12 protein-coding genes and 1 CRISPR repeat array are annotated in these 16,572 nt (G+C 46.5%); of the genes, 7 read left to right on the top strand and 5 right to left on the bottom strand.

Translation table 11 applies throughout. The features are described from left to right. Nucleotides 1-68: 68 nt before the first annotated feature. Together JGK36_RS08945 and JGK36_RS08940 are read right to left on the bottom strand one after the other, a co-directional pair. The gene (locus JGK36_RS08945; RefSeq protein ID WP_293178472.1) at nt 69-629 is read right to left on the bottom strand and encodes a sugar O-acetyltransferase; all 561 of its coding nucleotides are present in this window, start codon (nt 627-629) and stop codon (nt 69-71) included. Between the two features lie 178 nt (nt 630-807). Continuing rightward, nucleotides 808-1,527: an MBL fold metallo-hydrolase gene (locus JGK36_RS08940; protein ID WP_293178475.1), complete on the bottom strand. Its 720-nt coding sequence runs from the start codon at nt 1,525-1,527 to the stop codon at nt 808-810. Between the two features lie 30 nt (nt 1,528-1,557). Between JGK36_RS08940 and JGK36_RS08935 the strand changes: the two genes are divergently transcribed. From JGK36_RS08935 to JGK36_RS08915, 5 genes are all read left to right on the top strand, one after another. Further along, nucleotides 1,558-3,030 (top strand): site-2 protease family protein, encoded by a 1,473-nt coding sequence (locus JGK36_RS08935; RefSeq protein ID WP_293189890.1) that lies wholly within the window; start codon nt 1,558-1,560, stop codon nt 3,028-3,030. Between the two features lie 750 nt (nt 3,031-3,780). Further along, nucleotides 3,781-4,326, top strand: a complete 546-nt coding sequence (locus tag JGK36_RS08930; RefSeq protein ID WP_293178481.1) for a hypothetical protein — start codon at nt 3,781-3,783, stop codon at nt 4,324-4,326. A 242-nt stretch (nt 4,327-4,568) separates the two neighbouring features. Further along, nucleotides 4,569-5,651 carry a DUF6745 domain-containing protein gene (locus tag JGK36_RS08925; protein ID WP_293189892.1) on the top strand — a complete coding sequence of 361 codons (1,083 nt, stop codon included), beginning with the start codon at nt 4,569-4,571 and terminating at the stop codon, nt 5,649-5,651. A 557-nt stretch (nt 5,652-6,208) separates the two neighbouring features. Then, nucleotides 6,209-7,390, top strand: a complete 1,182-nt coding sequence (gene sat / locus JGK36_RS08920) for a sulfate adenylyltransferase (RefSeq protein ID WP_293183433.1) — start codon at nt 6,209-6,211, stop codon at nt 7,388-7,390. Between the two features lie 526 nt (nt 7,391-7,916). Beyond that, complete coding sequence (locus JGK36_RS08915; protein WP_293183435.1) at nt 7,917-10,127, top strand: caspase family protein; 2,211 nt, start codon at nt 7,917-7,919, stop codon at nt 10,125-10,127. Between the two features lie 179 nt (nt 10,128-10,306). Here JGK36_RS08915 and JGK36_RS08910 read toward each other — a convergent pair whose 3' ends face one another. After that, complete coding sequence (locus JGK36_RS08910) at nt 10,307-10,867, bottom strand: Uma2 family endonuclease (RefSeq protein ID WP_293183437.1); 561 nt, start codon at nt 10,865-10,867, stop codon at nt 10,307-10,309. On the opposite strand from JGK36_RS08910, the gene JGK36_RS08905 reads away from it, so the two are divergent. Further along, a complete protein-coding gene (locus tag JGK36_RS08905) occupies nt 10,856-11,026 on the top strand; it encodes a hypothetical protein (protein ID WP_293183439.1) in 171 nt (56 codons plus the stop codon). The two genes, JGK36_RS08910 and JGK36_RS08905, sit on opposite strands and share 12 nt — an antisense overlap. 456 nt (nt 11,027-11,482) lie before the next feature. On the opposite strand, the gene JGK36_RS08900 is transcribed toward JGK36_RS08905, so the two are convergent. Then, nucleotides 11,483-12,781 carry a valine--pyruvate transaminase gene (locus tag JGK36_RS08900; RefSeq protein ID WP_293183441.1) on the bottom strand — a complete coding sequence of 433 codons (1,299 nt, stop codon included), beginning with the start codon at nt 12,779-12,781 and terminating at the stop codon, nt 11,483-11,485. 471 nt (nt 12,782-13,252) lie between these two features. Then, nucleotides 13,253-14,679: a CRISPR direct-repeat array (repeat unit 37 nt; unit sequence GCCGGAAAACCCATAAATCCCTATCAGGGATTGAAAC). A 104-nt stretch (nt 14,680-14,783) separates the two neighbouring features. Here JGK36_RS08900 and JGK36_RS08895 point away from each other — a divergent pair. Continuing rightward, nucleotides 14,784-15,617 carry a Tab2/Atab2 family RNA-binding protein gene (locus JGK36_RS08895; RefSeq protein WP_293196488.1) on the top strand — a complete coding sequence of 278 codons (834 nt, stop codon included), beginning with the start codon at nt 14,784-14,786 and terminating at the stop codon, nt 15,615-15,617. 549 nt (nt 15,618-16,166) lie between these two features. Here JGK36_RS08895 and JGK36_RS08890 read toward each other — a convergent pair. Further along, a complete protein-coding gene (locus JGK36_RS08890; RefSeq protein WP_293149903.1) occupies nt 16,167-16,373 on the bottom strand; it encodes a hypothetical protein in 207 nt (68 codons plus the stop codon). Nucleotides 16,374-16,572: the final 199 nt, after the last annotated feature.

The raw sequence follows: 16,572 nt of genomic DNA, 5'->3' as shown, positions 1-16,572 counted from the left end.
TCTAGTCTCTAAAATTTTTGTTTAAAGCTCCAAAAAGCCGATCGCGCCAGTTAGTCGATCCTACCACATCAAGGCAACTGCCGGATGATTCGGCAAGGATTCCCCGCCGCCACGACGTTGGCGGGAATATCTTTGACAACAACACTGCCTGCGCCGATCGTGCTATTGTCGCCAATAGTGACTCCCGGGCAAATAATACTTCCGCCGCCAATCCAAACATTATTACCAATATTAATTTCAGAGGCGAGATCTCGGCCAGAAAGTCGGATTTCCGGATCGGTGGGATGAAAAGCAGTGTAAATTTGCACGTTGGGGCCGCACAGCAAATTTTCGCCGATGTTAACTCGATTGCAGTCGAGAATCACGCAGCCAAAATTCATGTACAATCCGTTTCCCGCATAAATATTGCTGCCGAAGTCGCAGTAAAAAGGCGGCTCGATTTCAATTTTGGGGCCGATTGCACCGAACAATTCGCCAAGGATTTCTAACCGTTTCTCAGGTTCGTCTTCGCGGGTAGAATTGTAGATTCTGGCGAGGCGGCGGGCTCGCTGGCGATCGGCAATTAATTGTTCATCCGCAGCTAGATACAATTCGCCGGCGAGCATTTTTTGTTTTTCGGTTTTTTCCATAAGAATCGGCGGTAATAATCGGCCCTAATAATCGGCGGTAATAATCGGCGGAATAACATAAAACGGCGGTTGAAACCGCGTCTACAGAAACAATGTCCACCTCCGTGGACTGAAGAAAATAAGGTAATTTCAACCCAATACGCGATTGATAAGACGGCGGTTGAAACCGCCGTCTCCTTCAACCCGCGGAGGCGGGTTTTGCTTGTATAGACGCGGTTTCAACCGCCCGGTGTTCTTGATTCTGCAAACAAACTGTTAAATCCAGATTAGTTAATTGCTCAAAAGCTCGATCGATCGATCCTTTTCCCCGCAAAAAACCAGTATTCGCAGCGGGGCAGATATATTGAAGAGTCGAAGGCGAAAATCGATCGATAATTGACTGCACGCTGTTAATTTGCCTCGGCCAGTGAAAAGTTTTTGGCGTTCTCTGCGGTACCGGAGCGCCTTCTCGATTGGGGAGCAAGTGTCTGCCGGTAAACAACACTCCACCGCTGCCAGTATCATAAAGGCAAGATGAACCAGGAGAGTGGCCGGGAGTCCACAATGCTTTTATGCGATCGCTCACAGCAAATTCTCGCTCAAAAACCGTCAGTTGCAATCCTGGGAGCAAATAAGCTTCCTGCTCTTGAATCAGGATATCGCAGCCCGTGGCTTCCTGAATCTCCCGCGCCTTGGCGATCGCGCCGCGGTGGGTGAGAAACAGCAGCCGCACGCCGCCGTTTTCCCGCAAAAAGGCTAGGTTAATCTCATCCCAAGCGGGACAATCTACCAGGATGTTCGATTCGTTTTCTACAATGAAATAAGCTGTCGCACCCAGCGTATCCCGGTTAGGTGGGAAAGCAAAAATATTTTCCAGCACGAGCCTGGGCTGTTTGGAGACTGAAGTCTGTTGTTTCAAGGATATATTCAGAGGCATGGAATAAATATTATGTTTTTTTTACTATGGTTGCTTGTATTGGGGTTGATCTCTTACTACTTGTTGCAGAGCAGCACCAGCCGCATCACGCGAACTCCGGTATGGCTGCTGTGGCTGGTAATGATGGCGCCGGCGCTGATTTGGAGCGGTTGGCTTTTAGTTAACGGCGCGAGCAAAAAAGTACCGCCCGAGTTGGTAATTATACCTTTTCTGGTTTGCCCTTTTTTGTACTGGTTTTTGGTACAGTTGGGGCGCAAGCAAATTACCGCCTCCACGGCTGAGCAGATAGCAGGCTCTGGAAGTGAACCGACAGAGCCCAAACCGCCCCTGCGCCCGATCGATTCCGAGGAAGAAGCGAGCTTGCGCGATTGTTTTCCTTGGTCAATTTACTTTTTGCAAGATTTAGAATTTCGCGCGCAGGCTGTCATTTGTCGGGGACAGTTGCGTACGAACCCGGAGGCGGCTTATCAGGCGATTCGGGAGAATGTCCAGAAGCATTTTGGCGATCGCTTTTTAGTCATCTTTCAAAATAGCTTGAGTGGTCAACCTTTTTTTGCGATAGTTCCCAATCCCAGCCACCAATCCGGGGAAACTTCGGTCAAAACTGAATCTGTAACCAGGCCATTTTTTGCATTAGCTTTGGTGCTGATTACGGTGTTTACGACTACAATTGTCGGCTCGCAAATTGCCGGAGTCACTGAAAAAATTTTGCAGTCCAACCCGTATGTGTTGCTTCAGGGTTTGCCTTATTCCTTGGCTCTCATTACAATTTTGGGAATTCACGAATCCGGTCACTATTTAGCTGCCAGATTCTACAAAATTCGCACGACTTTGCCTTATTTTATTCCGGTTCCTTTTTTCTTGGGAACTTTTGGTGCATTCATTCAAATGCGGAGTCCAATTCCCAACCGCCGAGCTTTATTTGATGTCAGTATTGCCGGCCCGCTGGCGGGTTTGGTCGCGACAGTGCCGTTGTTGATTTGGGGTTTGGATCATTCGACAATTGTACCGCTGTCTGACAAGTCGGGAATGTTAAATTTTGACTCTTTTAGTCCGAAATTTTCGCTGCTGATGACTTTGTTGAGCAAGTTAACCTTGGGCGGCGCTTTCAATGCGGAAACTGCGATTAATTTGCATCCGGTAGCGGTGGCGGGCTATTTGGGTTTGATCGTGACTGCATTTAATTTGATGCCTGTGGGACAACTCGACGGCGGGCATATTGTACACGCGATGTTTGGCCAGCGGGCTAGTATGGCGATCGGGCAATTTGCCAGAATTTGTATGCTGCTGCTTTCTTTTTTGGAACAAGGTTTGCTGTTGTGGGCAATTATTTTGTTTTTGACGCCTCTCAACGACGAACCTGCGTTGAATGATGTCAGCGAATTGGACGATAGGCGAGATTTTTTGGGGTTGCTGGCGATCGGGCTTTTGTTAATTATTTTGTTGCCAGCGCCCAAGATACTCCTTCAGTGGTTAAATGTTTAGAAGGAAGAGAGAAGAGGGAGCATCTCTTTTTTGTCATTAATCATTGGGCATTGGGCGAAGCGAAGCGGAGGGATTGGGCGAAGCGAAGCGGAGGGATTGGGCATTAGGGCATTAGTCATTAGGCATTCAGTCGGTCAACTGTCAACTGTCAACTGTCAATGACTTGCGAGCTGAGAAAAGCACTACAAATGCTTTGCGCGCTCGATACTTCCTGGAAAGATGCCAGAGAGAAGAAGGCTCGCTTCGGCTACGCTGGCTGACAAGTCGCTCAGGATAAAAAGAAGGAAGAAAAAATTAGGATTTACTTATCGTCGCGAGATAGAAAAAAGAGAGACGTTCACAAATTCCTTAAGGATTGCTATTGAGAGCCTCTCAGTTTTGTCTTTATAGTGCTGTCCCCGATCGCCCGGGCTTTGTCTAACCCGTGCGATGGGGGACATCACTCACATAAAAAAATGCTCTTTATAAAAATGAGATGCTCCCTTACTATTTAAGCTAGTTTATCATTTTTCAACTCGATTTCTATCTCAAAGTGATGTTTATTTTCACCATAAAGAATTGGTTGAAAACCTCTCCCTTTGAGAGAGAAATTAAAATCATAATATTCATTACTCCAATCCTCTTCCTTCTAGTTAGAGGTCGCTCTCAAACTGTCAACTGTCAACTGTCAACTGTTGAACGAGTTATCTGATAAATATGTCCTACAGAACCTTCACTTTCCAACAATTAAAAGAGCGGTTTGGATTGGAGATGTCACTCAGTCCAATTTTGAGTGCCAAAATTATTCCTTTAGAACCATCCCAATGGCTTTGGAGAGCTCTGGAAATTAGTTCTAACACTGCTGTAACAACAGCAAAAGAACGTTCGGAACGGATTATTTCTCCTATTTTGTTAGAATTTAGAGAAAAAAATCACAGACAATTTTCTGTTTTTTCCGGTTGGGCATTTGATGTAGATGTTTCTCAGGGATTGCATGGAGAATGCGACTTTCTACTGTCTGGGACACCGTTGAATTTTGAAATTAAAGTTCCATTTTTTGCACTTAGAGAAACAAAAGGCGGAGAAATAGAATCTTGTCTGCCGCAGTGTGCTGCACAAATGGTGGCGGCTCAGCTATTTAACGAACGCCAAAAAAACTCAATCCCTGCCGTATTTGGCTGTGTAACTTCGGGGGTTGTCTGGCGGTTTCTTAAATTAAAAGGAAATAATTTAATTATTGATGATGATGTTTATTATCTCGATAATCTTCCTCTAATTTTAGGGGTTTTGCAAAAAATTGTTAATTTATACAAATAATCTATAGCCTTTCTCACTAACATGAGGTACGCATAGGGCATGGGGCATGGGGCATGGGGCATGGGGCATAGGGCATAGGGCATAGGGCATAGGCATCGCAGGCATACCTCACTTTTTTGAGAACCGCTATAATTACTATCCTAAAATAGGTTTGTAGTGAGGACTTCAGTCCTTCTCTATTTTTGAGGAATCAAGTCCTAACGATCGCACTAAATTAATTATTCAATCGAAAATAAAACAAGATGAAAGTACCAACGATCGCACTAACTCCCGAACAAACAGCGCTAACTCCCATTTATCGCGAAAAGTGGCGGCAAATTGGACTGTCGATCGCACCACTCGATCGCCCGATCGCGACAGCCGCCATCAACACCGCCTACAACATCATCGGCTTGGGCGAACCGGAAATTATTTTCTGTGACAGCCCTTACATAGCTTTGGAAGCTCTTGAACGGCTAAGGATACGCGATTCGGGTCTGGAAACTGGTAGCGAAATTCGAGACAAAATTCATAATGAATTGTACGATACATTAAGAAGTCAACTCGACCGGAAACTGGAAAATCAGATTTACAGCCAACTCTATAACCCGCTATATGCTCAACTGATAAGTCAATTCCAAATTCACGTTAAAGACGAAGTTTATGCCAAATTAGCAAAGAAGTTGGGCAGCAGATTTCACCAATTTTTTGTCAATATAACCTATAATAATAACTGGATCTTATCCGAACTTTCGGCCTGTCACGGAAGTTGGGTAGATTTTTGTATTGAGGTGTTAGGATTGGAGTGCGATCGCTCTTTGTACTCAGCCTTTAAAGCCTTAGTCGAAAACTGCGGCTGGATTTACCCGTTTGAGAAAAAGTGCTTTGTGTGCGATCGCCCGCGAAGAATTAATTTTGACAGCGAATATTTGCTCCACGCTTTATGTCAGCCCGCCATCGAATTTGCTGACAACTTCAGAGTATACTCTTATCGTGGCGTGCTGTTACCCGAAAGCATCGGTCAAGTTGCGCCGGAGTCTTGGGAGGCTTCATGGCTGCTAAGAGAAAAGAATGCGGAAGTGCGGCGAGTGTTGATTGGGGCGATCGGCTATCCGAAAATTTGTCAAGAATTGCAAGCAATAGAATTGGATACTTGGCAAGAATATACTTTGTTGAAAATTGAGAATGATGTTGACATAGAGCCAATATTTTTGTTGAAGATGACTTGTCCGAGTACGGGACACATTCACGCTTTGCGAGTGCCGCCAAAAGTGCTAACGGCTAAAGAAGCAATTAGCTGGGTAAATTGGGGAATAGCACCCGAAAAATTTCAAGTGCAAACGTGATATTGTGTGCGATCGATTAACCAGCCGTTCGTAGTGCGGACTGAAGTCCGCGGTATTTTGCGGACTGAAGTCCGCACTACAAACCTTACTACAAACCTTTTTTTATGATGGTAATCGATCGCACGCGATCGGACAAAAAAGTTGAGTGTTTGGAGTGCGAGTTTGGAGTTTAGGAACGAAAAGTTAATAACTTATACATATTTGTGGGATGGGCGTCCCGCCCGTCTTTTCGGGACGGGCGGGACGCCCATCCCACAATAATAGACCTCTTGCAAAAATAGTTAGGACGGGCTAGAAGCGGGCTAGAAGCCCATCCCACAAAAATCTTTTTTCTTGTGGGATGGGCTTCTAGCCCGTCCCAAAATTTGGTTAAAAGGATTTTTGCAAGAGGTCTAATTAAAATTGTAAGTTATTTAATTCTCATTCCTTAAAGAATCGCAGCCCCGCCTTCATCAGCATTCTGCAAAACTTCAGAAAAATTAAAAAATAATGTAGATTTACTGCCTGGGCTTGGTACTATGTATTCTGGCAGCTAAAACCACCAACTTCAAATAGACATGAGCCAGCATTCAGACCGCATTGCCCCTCACGGCGGCATCCTGGTCAACCGCATTGCTACACTAGACCAAAGACAGGAATTTTTCGACAAAGCAGAGTCCCTGCCGCGAGTCCAGCTTTCGGATCGATCGATCTCTGACTTGCAAATGATCGCGATCGGCGCCTTCAGTCCTCTCAAAGGGTTCATGGTAGAAGCTGATTATCGATCGGTAGTCAAAGAAATGCGCCTCTCCAACGGCCTCCCCTGGTCGATTCCCATCACCCTTTCAGTCAGCGAAGCAGTCGCCGACACCCTCACCGAAGGCGCCTTAGTCCGCCTCGACTCCCCGGCTGGTGAATTTGCCGGTATCTTGGAACTTGCAGAAAAATACCGCTACAGCAAAGAAGAAGAAGCCCTCAACGTCTACCGTACCGACGATCTCAAACACCCGGGCGTTCAAGTAGTAGACCAATCCGGGTCAGTGAACCTCGCAGGCGAAGTTTGGCTGCTGGAACGCGAACTAGATGCGCGGTTTCCGCAATATCAAATTGACCCGGCGAAATCGAGAATACTGTTCAAAGAAAAAGGATGGAAAACCATAGTCGGTTTCCAAACCCGAAACCCCATCCACCGGGCCCACGAATACATCCAAAAATGCGCCTTAGAAACAGTAGACGGATTATTTTTGCACCCGTTAGTCGGGACAACTAAAGATGATGATATCCCTGCTGACGTGCGGATGCGCTGCTACGAAATCCTGCTAGATAAATACTATCCAAAAGATCGCGTAATCTTGGCAATTAATCCGGCGGCTATGCGCTACGCCGGCCCCAGAGAAGCAATTTTTCACGCTTTAATTCGCAAAAACTACGGCTGCACTCACTTTATTGTCGGGCGCGATCACGCTGGAGTTGGCGATTATTACGGCACCTTCGACGCCCAACACATTTTTGACGAGTTCGAGCCTTCTGAATTGGGAATTGTGCCGATGAAATTCGAGCACGCTTTCTATTGCAAGGTGACGGAACAAATGGGTACAACTAAAACAAGTCCCAGCACTCCGGAACAGCGGGTGCATTTGTCGGGAACCAAAGTGCGCGAGATGCTGCGCGCTGGAAAATTGCCACCACCGCAGTTTTCTCGACCCGAAGTCGCCGCCGAATTGGCGAAGGCTATGAATATTTTTAGTTACGAGATTTAAGTCTTGAACTTTGGTATTGGTGGCATTCTGAATAGTTTTGAGTTGGGGGTTTTGAGTTTTAAATTGTAAAATTTAAGCTTGAAACTCAAAAGTTAAAACTTAGAAGTTATGGGATCATCTCAGTTTTGCATTTAATAGTGCTGTCCCCGCTCGCGTATCGTAATAATACGCGAGCGGGGACAGCACTATAAGAAAAAAATGCTTTTTACAAAAATGAGATGCTCCCGAAGTTATAGCCTTTCGAGATCTCATATGAGGTACGACTGGGAATAGGGAATAGGCCTGCGCCGGCAAAACCCGCAAAACCGGGCATTAGGGCATACCTCACTTTTTTGAGAACCGCTATATCTTAAGAATTAACAGTCAGCATCTACTGGATTCCAGGGTTTTGAGATTTGCGACGCATCCTACTAATGTTGTATAAGTTTTCAGAATTGGTATAAGTCACAATCTAATGAAAGCCCCTAAAATTAGAGAGGGGTATTTAACTTGAAATTCAAAACATAAAATTCAAAACTCTTTAAAAATGGGACTCAAGCGGCGGGAATTTTTGCAGCAAGCTGGCCGGGTGCTGGCCGCCATCGGAATCAGCGAGGCTGGATGGTTGCGGTTGGGATCGCGCTACTTGGAAGCTTTAGCCCAGCCAACAGCGCGTAAATTGGCTTTGTTGGTGGGGGTTGACCAATATCCAGATTCGCCCCTACACGGCTGTGTGACGGATGTGGAATTGCAGCGGGAATTGCTGGTATATCGGTTTGGGTTTGCGCCGTCGGATATTCTGACTTTGACTGATGCTGGCGCTACCAGGGACAATATCGAGACGGCTTTTGTAACTCATTTGAGGGAACAAGCAAAACCGGGTGATGTGGTGGTTTTTCACTTTAGCGGCTGCGGTAGTCGAGTTAGTGTTGGAGACTCTCCGGCAAAAATGCAAAACAGTTTAGTACCTGCTGATGACGTGGTACCGCTGTTAGAAAATCGATCGGTCAACGATATTTTAGAGGAAACGGTGTTGCAGTTGGTACGATCGCTCGCCACAGAAAATGCGATCGCCATCCTCGACACCAGTCACACCTACCCGGGTTTCCTCAAAAACGGCAACTTTCGCATCCGTTCCCGTCCGCGCCCCACCATCGGGCAGCCAAGCCTCGCAGAATTAACGTTTGCCGAAGGTCTCCAGTCAGGCAAAAACAATGGTTCTGCGATCGCCCTGCTGAGTGCGGCCGCCAATTCCCAAATCGCCGGGGAACAAGAATGGAACGGATTTACTGCGGGTTTGTTTACCTACGCCCTCACCCAAAGTCTGTGGTTAGCGACTCCGGCTAGCAGTTTCAGCGTCAGTTTTAGTCGGGCGGCGGGCGCAGTCGAGCAAATAGCGGGATTATCGCAGCAACCGCAAATTCGCCCTGACAATTTAACAACCGCACCGGCGCTGAATTTTGCCACAAGTTTAATGTTAAATTCCGCTGCTGCTGACGGGGCTGTGACGGCGGTGGAAGATGGCGGCAAAACTGTGCAGTTGTGGCTGGGCGGGTTGTCGGCTGGGGTTTTGGAGTGCTGCGAGGGCTCGGTGTTTGCTGTGGATTCGTCGGTTAAATCGATCGACAGCGATTCCCTAGAGAATAGCAACTATACTTCACGACTGTTGCTGCGATCGCGCACCGGTTTGTCTGCAAAAGCTCAAATTTTAGATAAGCTCGATCGTACAAAAGGGCAATTAACAGCCGGCGATTTGGTGAGGGAAGAAATTCGGGTATTGCCGCGAAACATCGGTTTGACAGTAGCTTTAGACTCTGGTTTGGAACGAATCGAGCGGGTGGATGCTACCAGTGCTTTCGCGACTGTACCGCAAGTTTCAGCCGTAGGGAGCGAGCAACCGGCTGACTTTCGGTTCGGGAGAGTCTCTGAAACCATTGTCGCTCAGACTCCTGCGGCTTACGAGCCTGCTTTGTATCAAGGCCGCTACGGTTTGTTTTCTGTCAGCCAAATGCTGATTCCCGACACTCAGGGCGACGGGGGAGAAGCCGTTAAGGTGGCGGTGCAGCGGTTGATTCCGCAGTTGAAAGCTTTACAGGCGGGGAAGTTGCTGCGGCTGACTGTCAATGAGACATCTTCGCGGCTGAAGGTGCGGGCGGTTTTGGCAACTCTAGCGCCGCAAGCCCGGGTGATGGTGCAGCGGGAGTCGGTGCGGGCGAGTGGTGATTACCGGTTGGAACCCCTGAGCGCTCCAAGCGAGAAATCGAGTAACTTGGGTATACTAAGTTTGCCGATCGGCAGCCGAATTCAATATAGATTATATAACGAGAGCGATCGCCCGGTTTATGCTGCGGTGTTTTCCTCGGATACCGCTGGACGGTTGTTGGCGATGAATTATCAGGCTGAAAGTGATGCTGGTGCGATGTCAATGGCGATCGCCCCTGGGGATAATTTAAGCGTGCCAGCGGCTGGGGCTTTGGGCTTGGCGGTGTCTGGGGCTGTGGGTTTGGCGGAAACTTTTATTATAGTTAGTGAGAATTCGTTCGATCGCACTTTGGCTGCAATAGCAGCGGAAATGCAGCAAACAAGGGATACTTTGCCGGTGATGTTGTTGAATCCTTTAAATGTGGCGCGGGCTGTGTTGGAAGATTTGCACGTGGCTAGTATTCCGGGCGTGCAGAAACTGGGGATATCGACGGATGATTTGGCTTTGGATGTGAATGTTTGGGCGACTTTAAGTTTTGTTTATCGGGTAGTTTAATTTTGGGAATTTGGGAATTGGGAATGGGTAATTGGGAATGCTTGCTGCGGGAGCATCTCATTGTTGCAAAAAATATTTTTTATTGTAGTGCGAGCGTCCTCGCTCGCGAGGTGTATAATACTCGCGAGCGAGGACGCTCGCACTATAAATGAAAAACTGAGATGCTCCCCTTGCTGCAACTATCCGAGTATGAAATCGATATTGACTTCCCAATCAGGAAATGCTAGAGGCGAAACTTGTTGACCGCGCCAAAACTTTTGGATTAAACTGTAACCGTTGGGTGTTGGCTGGCGGTATACTTCTAAGCATTGTGCTTCTAAATCTACTAGCCAAACCTCTGCAATTTGCGATCGCGCGTAAATGGGAACTTTCACATCTCGATCGTAATCTACCGTACTATCAGATACTTCTATCAACAGCAAAACTTCTGATGGTGTAGGATGTGCCGTTGAATAATAATCAGCACGGGGTTGTAGGAATACTACATCAGGTTGAGGTTCAGTGCGATCGGTCAACTGAACAGGATTTTGGATAGCAATAATCGCTCTTGTTTCGGGAATTGCAGCCGAGAGTCTGTTGAGGCGGTTGACACATCCGGCGTGGCGAGTTCCAATTGCGGCCATTTGTACAAGTTCTCCTTCGATCAATTCTACGCGATCGCCCTGGGGAAAAATACCAGCTTTACCCATTAAATGATATTCTTCTACGGTGAGCAATCTTTTGATTAATTGCACTGCCATAACTACCGTGCCTCTAATTATTTATTAAATTCTAGTCGATCGAAGGAAGAAGGAAGGAAGAAGGAAGAAGGAAGAAGGAAGAAGGAAGAAGGAAGAAGGAAGAAGGAAGAAGGCGCTTCTGGTTTAATATCAAATCCACTCTTCATCCTCCTGTATTAATCCCTCTTTTCTCTCTCTGTGTCCTCTGCGCCCTAGTAAGGTTAAATCATTCCGATGCAACCATAAACGATATATAGCGGTTCTCAAAAAAGTAAGGTACGTTGTTGGGCTTGGGCCCTCTGAGAGTAGTGATTATATACTAAGCGAGGTGGCATCAAAAACTCCATTTACATTCATCATCTTTCTGATAAATGCTATAACTGGTTCGTTCTAGTAACGAGTACAAAGAAGACGGGCGGTAAAAACCGCCGTGTCATCTAATAACAAATTAAGATATAGCCTTTCTCAAAAAGATGAGGTATAATTGACAGCTTATATAACCGCTTAAACCAAGAGGGCTGAAGCCCAACAACATACCTCATCTTTCTGAGAACCGCTATATGACTGACAGCTTACATAACCAGTTCAACCAAGAGGGCTGAAGCCCAACAACGTACCTCATCTTTCTGATAACCGCTATAGATAAAGTTTTTCTACCAGTTGAGCCAAACGTTTCATCGCAGTTTCAATTTCATCATTTGTCGCAGTCAAACTAATCCGCAAACACTCGTGCTTGTGCTGCCAATCTTCCCGCAAACCTGGGAAGAAAGAACTTCCCGGCACGACAATTACGCCGACTTTCTTCAATTCTTGATACATTTCCCAATCAGTCATTGGCAAATCTTTGAGCCACAACCAGGCAAAGATTGCTCCTTCGCCTCGGTGCAAGAACCATGGCAAATCCTTCGGCATTGCGTGTTCTAGCGTGCTTTCAACTACTGCAAATTTGCTTTGATAGTACGGGCGAATTACGTTGAGGGAAATGTCGGCTAGGGCGCCGGACTTAATGGCCCTAGCTGCGATCGCCTGTCCGTATCTCGGCGAGTGAATGCACATATTGGTCTGAAAAGATTCTAATATTTGAATAATTCCTTCATCGCCGATCGCAATTCCGATTCTTTCACCCGGTAATCCGGCCTTCGACAAACTCATGCAGTGGACGATATTGCCGCCGAAAATCGGCTTCATTTCGGTAAAGTTCAAGGCGGGGAAGGGAGGCCCGTAGGCGGAATCGACTAACACCGGCACGTCGAAAGCGGCTGCTAAATTGGCTATTTTCTGCACTTCGTCGTCGGTGAGGACGTTGCCGGTGGGGTTGCAGGGACGGGAAAAGATGACGCAACCGCTGGTTTCATCAATGGAAAGTTGGCTGAAATCCGGGCGATATTTGAATCGGTGGGCGGCTGCATCAATATCTAGCGTGGGTTTGCAGGCGATGACTGCTTCGGGAATTAGGCTGACGCCGCCGTAACCGGTGTAGTCTGGGCTTAACGGAAGGACGATCGACTTTAGGTTGCGGATTTGAGATTTCGGATCGGAAGTGTCGGCGACTGGTGTGGTGTAGCCTCCGAAAGCGTTGGCTGCGTAGAAGTAGATTGATTGACTTCCGGGAGTAATTAGGATGTTGCGATCGGTCAAATTGAGGTTGTAACGCTGGTTAAAATCGGCCAATACTGCATCGATAAACGGCTGATAACCTTGGCTGGAACCGTAGCGACAAACGACTTCGCCGTATTCGGGACTCGATAAAAGTTCCGCAGTGCAATCGCGCCACAATTGCTCGACTTCCGGCAAAATCACCGGATTTCCGGCGCTTAAGTTGATAAATTCCTGCCCGTGGCCGGATCTGAGTGTTTCTATAATATCTTTCATAATTGCCCGAACTCCTGTGAGTTGAGACATTTGAGTGCCAAATTGAGTGAGGGCAGGGTTCATGATGCGGCGAGGATGATAGAGGTTGATGGTTTATTTATGATAGCTTTTGTGCGATCGGGTCAAGACTTACGTATCGATCGCGTATTATGTCATTGCGAGGAACGTTAGCGTAAGCGATCTCTTATGAAAGCGATCGCAGCATCTGTTTTTGATGGGTTTTGGGTAGGGTTGAGGGCGTGGTTTGGTTCGATCGGGCGATCGAACAATATTTTTTGCTTAGTTTCCGTGAACCGGTAGGTGTTAAAATAGAGGTATGAAATTTTTTTGCTCAAACTCATGTTCCGCAAGGATTTGATGCCCCTCTTCTGAAAAAACGATTCACGGAAAGTCTGGAAGCTTTACAGGATAACGTTTTGGAGTGAGTATGAAAAATTGGGGATTGACAAGCCGAAGGCTAGAATGGTACTTTAGTTTTAGATTCACGGAACTGCACCTTGAAAACCAAATACAGCAAGGCTTCTGGAGCGGGCCGCCGGAAAACCCATAAATCCCTATCAGGGATTGAAACTAAACTCTCGATCGGCATCTGATAGAATTGCAGGCCGGAAAACCCATAAATCCCTATCAGGGATTGAAACTGGAGGAGGTAAAGGATTTGCGATCGATCGTATTCCCGGAAAACCCATAAATCCCTATCAGGGATTGAAACGAAAACCGAGTGGATTTTGGAAGAAACAACCAACGCCGGAAAACCCATAAATCCCTATCAGGGATTGAAACGTCTTTATTGTTGAGATAGCTGTCTCCGACCAGTTCGGGCCGGAAAACCCATAAATCCCTATCAGGGATTGAAACCAACGCCCTATTGACTCTCGGTTCGCTTACCCAGGCCGGAAAACCCATAAATCCCTATCAGGGATTGAAACTACCGCAGCTTTGGCCGTGCTTTCGATCGTATTCTTGAGCCGGAAAACCCATAAATCCCTATCAGGGATTGAAACAAAGCAATCGGCATATTTACCTACCTAAATTAAAATGCCGGAAAACCCATAAATCCCTATCAGGGATTGAAACGCGACCCCGAGGAGGTCGAACAAATTCGATGCAGAGCCGGAAAACCCATAAATCCCTATCAGGGATTGAAACGAAATGACAGATGCGTCGCCAGCGCTCGGCTTAATTACGCCGGAAAACCCATAAATCCCTATCAGGGATTGAAACGTGATGCAGAGAAGTGTGAGCTATTGCGAAAAGGTAGGCCGGAAAACCCATAAATCCCTATCAGGGATTGAAACGAAGCAATTCCATCGAGTGGAAAAACCACTGAGTGGAAAATCGAGCCGGAAAACCCATAAATCCCTATCAGGGATTGAAACCCAAAGTTGCCCTCATTGCGGAGCGCCTATTGCTGGCCGGAAAACCCATAAATCCCTATCAGGGATTGAAACATGCAACTGCTAAATAATTCCGAGTGTGGCTTCCGGTGTCGCGCCGGAAAACCCATAAATCCCTATCAGGGATTGAAACCATGCGATCGCCACTCACACTTGTATCAGCTTTTTGCCGGAAAACCCATAAATCCCTATCAGGGATTGAAACTTTTGGAAACAAAAATGCTGTTGCTGTTACTGAGCCGGAAAACCCATAAATCCCTATCAGGGATTGAAACTGGATATGGCAATTATAATCGGCAAACCTCATATGCCGGAAAACCCATAAATCCCTATCAGGGATTGAAACAGTACGATTCTTTGGGTTTTTGGTTTCCCGGTTTTGCCGGAAAACCCATAAATCCCTATCAGGGATTGAAACGTGGTAGCTGCCACAGCCTTAATTGTTTCTGTTCGCCGGAAAACCCATAAATCCCTATCAGGGATTGAAACTTGACTTTTATCGAAGTCTGACAACGTAGCGCCCGCTAGCCGGAAAACCCATATTTCCCTGTCTAGGGCTTGAAACGGCGGTAAAACGTAAGCCCCCGCGAGAAAACCGCAAAATCCCGATCGCGAATCCAAACCAGATTAAAATAATCGAGTCAACTTGACTTGATTTTTTAATTCCCATGCGTATTTGGCAAGCCGATTTCTACCGCCGCCCTCTCCGAGACGAAACCGGCAAACCATTGTGGGAACTCCTCATCTGCGACTCCGCACAAACATTTCAATTTAGCGCCCTTTGCCGGCAGTCGGAAGCCAACTCCCATTGGCTAGCCGCCCAATTCCAGCAAGTTCAAACCCAGAAATTGCCCGACATCATCCAAGTATTTAGACCTCAATCTCTCAGTTTAATCGAAGCAGCGGGCAAAGTTTTGGGCGTCAAAGTAGAAGCAACTCGGCGCACCGCCGCCCTCAAAACCCTGCTGCAACAACGCGATCGAGAATATTCCAGTCTGCCTAATTATACTAATGAAGCTTATCGGGCGATCGACCTAGAAACTCCTCCACCCATCCCCCTACCCGAAAATCTCTGGGGCGATACCTGGCGTTTTGCATCCCTACCGGCGGGCGACATCCTAGAAGCCATCCAAGGGCGTCCCATCCCCATCTTAGAAATGCCCGAATTGCTATTACCCCTGAACTTGGGTTTAGCCTCAACAGTACCCGTACCCGGAGTAGTAATTGACGGCGGGCGACAGTCAATGCGCCTAGCTAGATGGCTTCAGGAAGCCAAACCCTTCGCCTTGAACTATATCGCCGGAGCTCCCGACGGATTGATATTGGAAGCTGGATTAGCCGATCGATGGGTTGTCGCCACCTTTGAAGATAGCGAAGTAAAAGCCGCCGCCGAAACTTACCAACAGCGCAAACAATCGAGTAAAGGATTGCATTTTCTCTTAGTCCAGCCCGATGATAGCGGCATGACTTATACAGGCTTTTGGCTGCTAAATTTTAATTAATAATACCAATCCTAAATCTTTAAGGTACGTTGTTGGGCTTCAGCCCTCTTTAGATATATAGATAAAGAGCGCTGAAGCGCAACAACGTACCTTTTTCTATTGACAATAAATTTTTGAGAAACAAACCAAACATTTATTGTGTAGCAATCTTTTTCCAAAAATCGTATTAAATGCGGTACAGCTTACAAGCATGAAAAAAATTTGCTAAGCACCAAATTTTGTGGTGCCGAGCAAAACAGAGGTTGTTTCCTCAAATCTTGTCGGTGCGTCGCTACGAGATTTTGAATCTTTTTTAGGGATTATTCATAGCGACACACCCTACAAACACTTTTGGCTGCTAAATTTTAACTCGCAATAGTTAATGCCGAATCCTGGACATCCGCAGCCAGTAAAACTTTAACAAAACGATCGCCCTTTCTAGCTGCGGACAAATGAAACTATCCGAGATTATCTTATTTTTTATTTCAAAATTCGATCGCCAAAATCAGATGATCTCCCGAAAATAACTGCCAGCAGATACAGACTGAAGCACCCTTTTTAAAAGTCTATCTATTCCACAACCAGAATCAATCCATCTTGGATGCCCTGATGCACTCGGTTAATCTGACACCGATCCTTTTCGTTGAGACGGTTTGTCGAAAGCATTGCAGACTTCAGCAGCCGCCTGTCGAGAGGCGTAATTTGGCGGAAAGCAAAGATTCGTTGGACGATCGCCTCGATCGCGATCTTAGGTACGCTAGCAGAACTGACTGTCATTTTTTTAACACCCTGAAAATAGATAACAGAACCCTGTACCTTTATTTTTAAAGATTTTGTAAAGATACATTGTGATTAAGATCATACATATCTTGTGACAAAACAGTGTATAAACGATCGCAATCGCTATAAAAATTAAATTATTTTAACGCAAACTTAACAATAGCTCGATAGAATCAATGTTGTAAAACTGAGGCAG

The sequence above is a fragment of the Microcoleus sp. PH2017_35_SFW_U_B genome, from assembly GCF_020737865.1.
GTDB lineage: Bacteria > Cyanobacteriota > Cyanobacteriia > Cyanobacteriales > Microcoleaceae > Microcoleus.
The sequence above is the reverse complement of the archived record's forward strand: the minus strand, read 5'-3'. Positions and strand labels throughout refer to the sequence as shown.

Coding starts and splice junctions, on each gene's coding strand:
- JGK36_RS08915 (WP_293183435.1), top strand. CDS start 7,917: ATGGGACTCAAGCGGCGGGAATTTTTGCAGCAAGCTGGCCGGGTGCTG.
- JGK36_RS08930 (WP_293178481.1), top strand. CDS start 3,781: ATGTCACTCAGTCCAATTTTGAGTGCCAAAATTATTCCTTTAGAACCA.
- JGK36_RS08925 (WP_293189892.1), top strand. CDS start 4,569: ATGAAAGTACCAACGATCGCACTAACTCCCGAACAAACAGCGCTAACT.
- JGK36_RS08895 (WP_293196488.1), top strand. CDS start 14,784: ATGCGTATTTGGCAAGCCGATTTCTACCGCCGCCCTCTCCGAGACGAA.
- JGK36_RS08935 (WP_293189890.1), top strand. CDS start 1,558: ATGTTTTTTTTACTATGGTTGCTTGTATTGGGGTTGATCTCTTACTAC.
- sat (WP_293183433.1), top strand. CDS start 6,209: ATGAGCCAGCATTCAGACCGCATTGCCCCTCACGGCGGCATCCTGGTC.
- JGK36_RS08890 (WP_293149903.1), bottom strand. CDS start 16,373: ATGACAGTCAGTTCTGCTAGCGTACCTAAGATCGCGATCGAGGCGATC.
- JGK36_RS08900 (WP_293183441.1), bottom strand. CDS start 12,781: ATGAACCCTGCCCTCACTCAATTTGGCACTCAAATGTCTCAACTCACA.
- JGK36_RS08945 (WP_293178472.1), bottom strand. CDS start 629: ATGGAAAAAACCGAAAAACAAAAAATGCTCGCCGGCGAATTGTATCTA.
- JGK36_RS08910 (WP_293183437.1), bottom strand. CDS start 10,867: ATGGCAGTGCAATTAATCAAAAGATTGCTCACCGTAGAAGAATATCAT.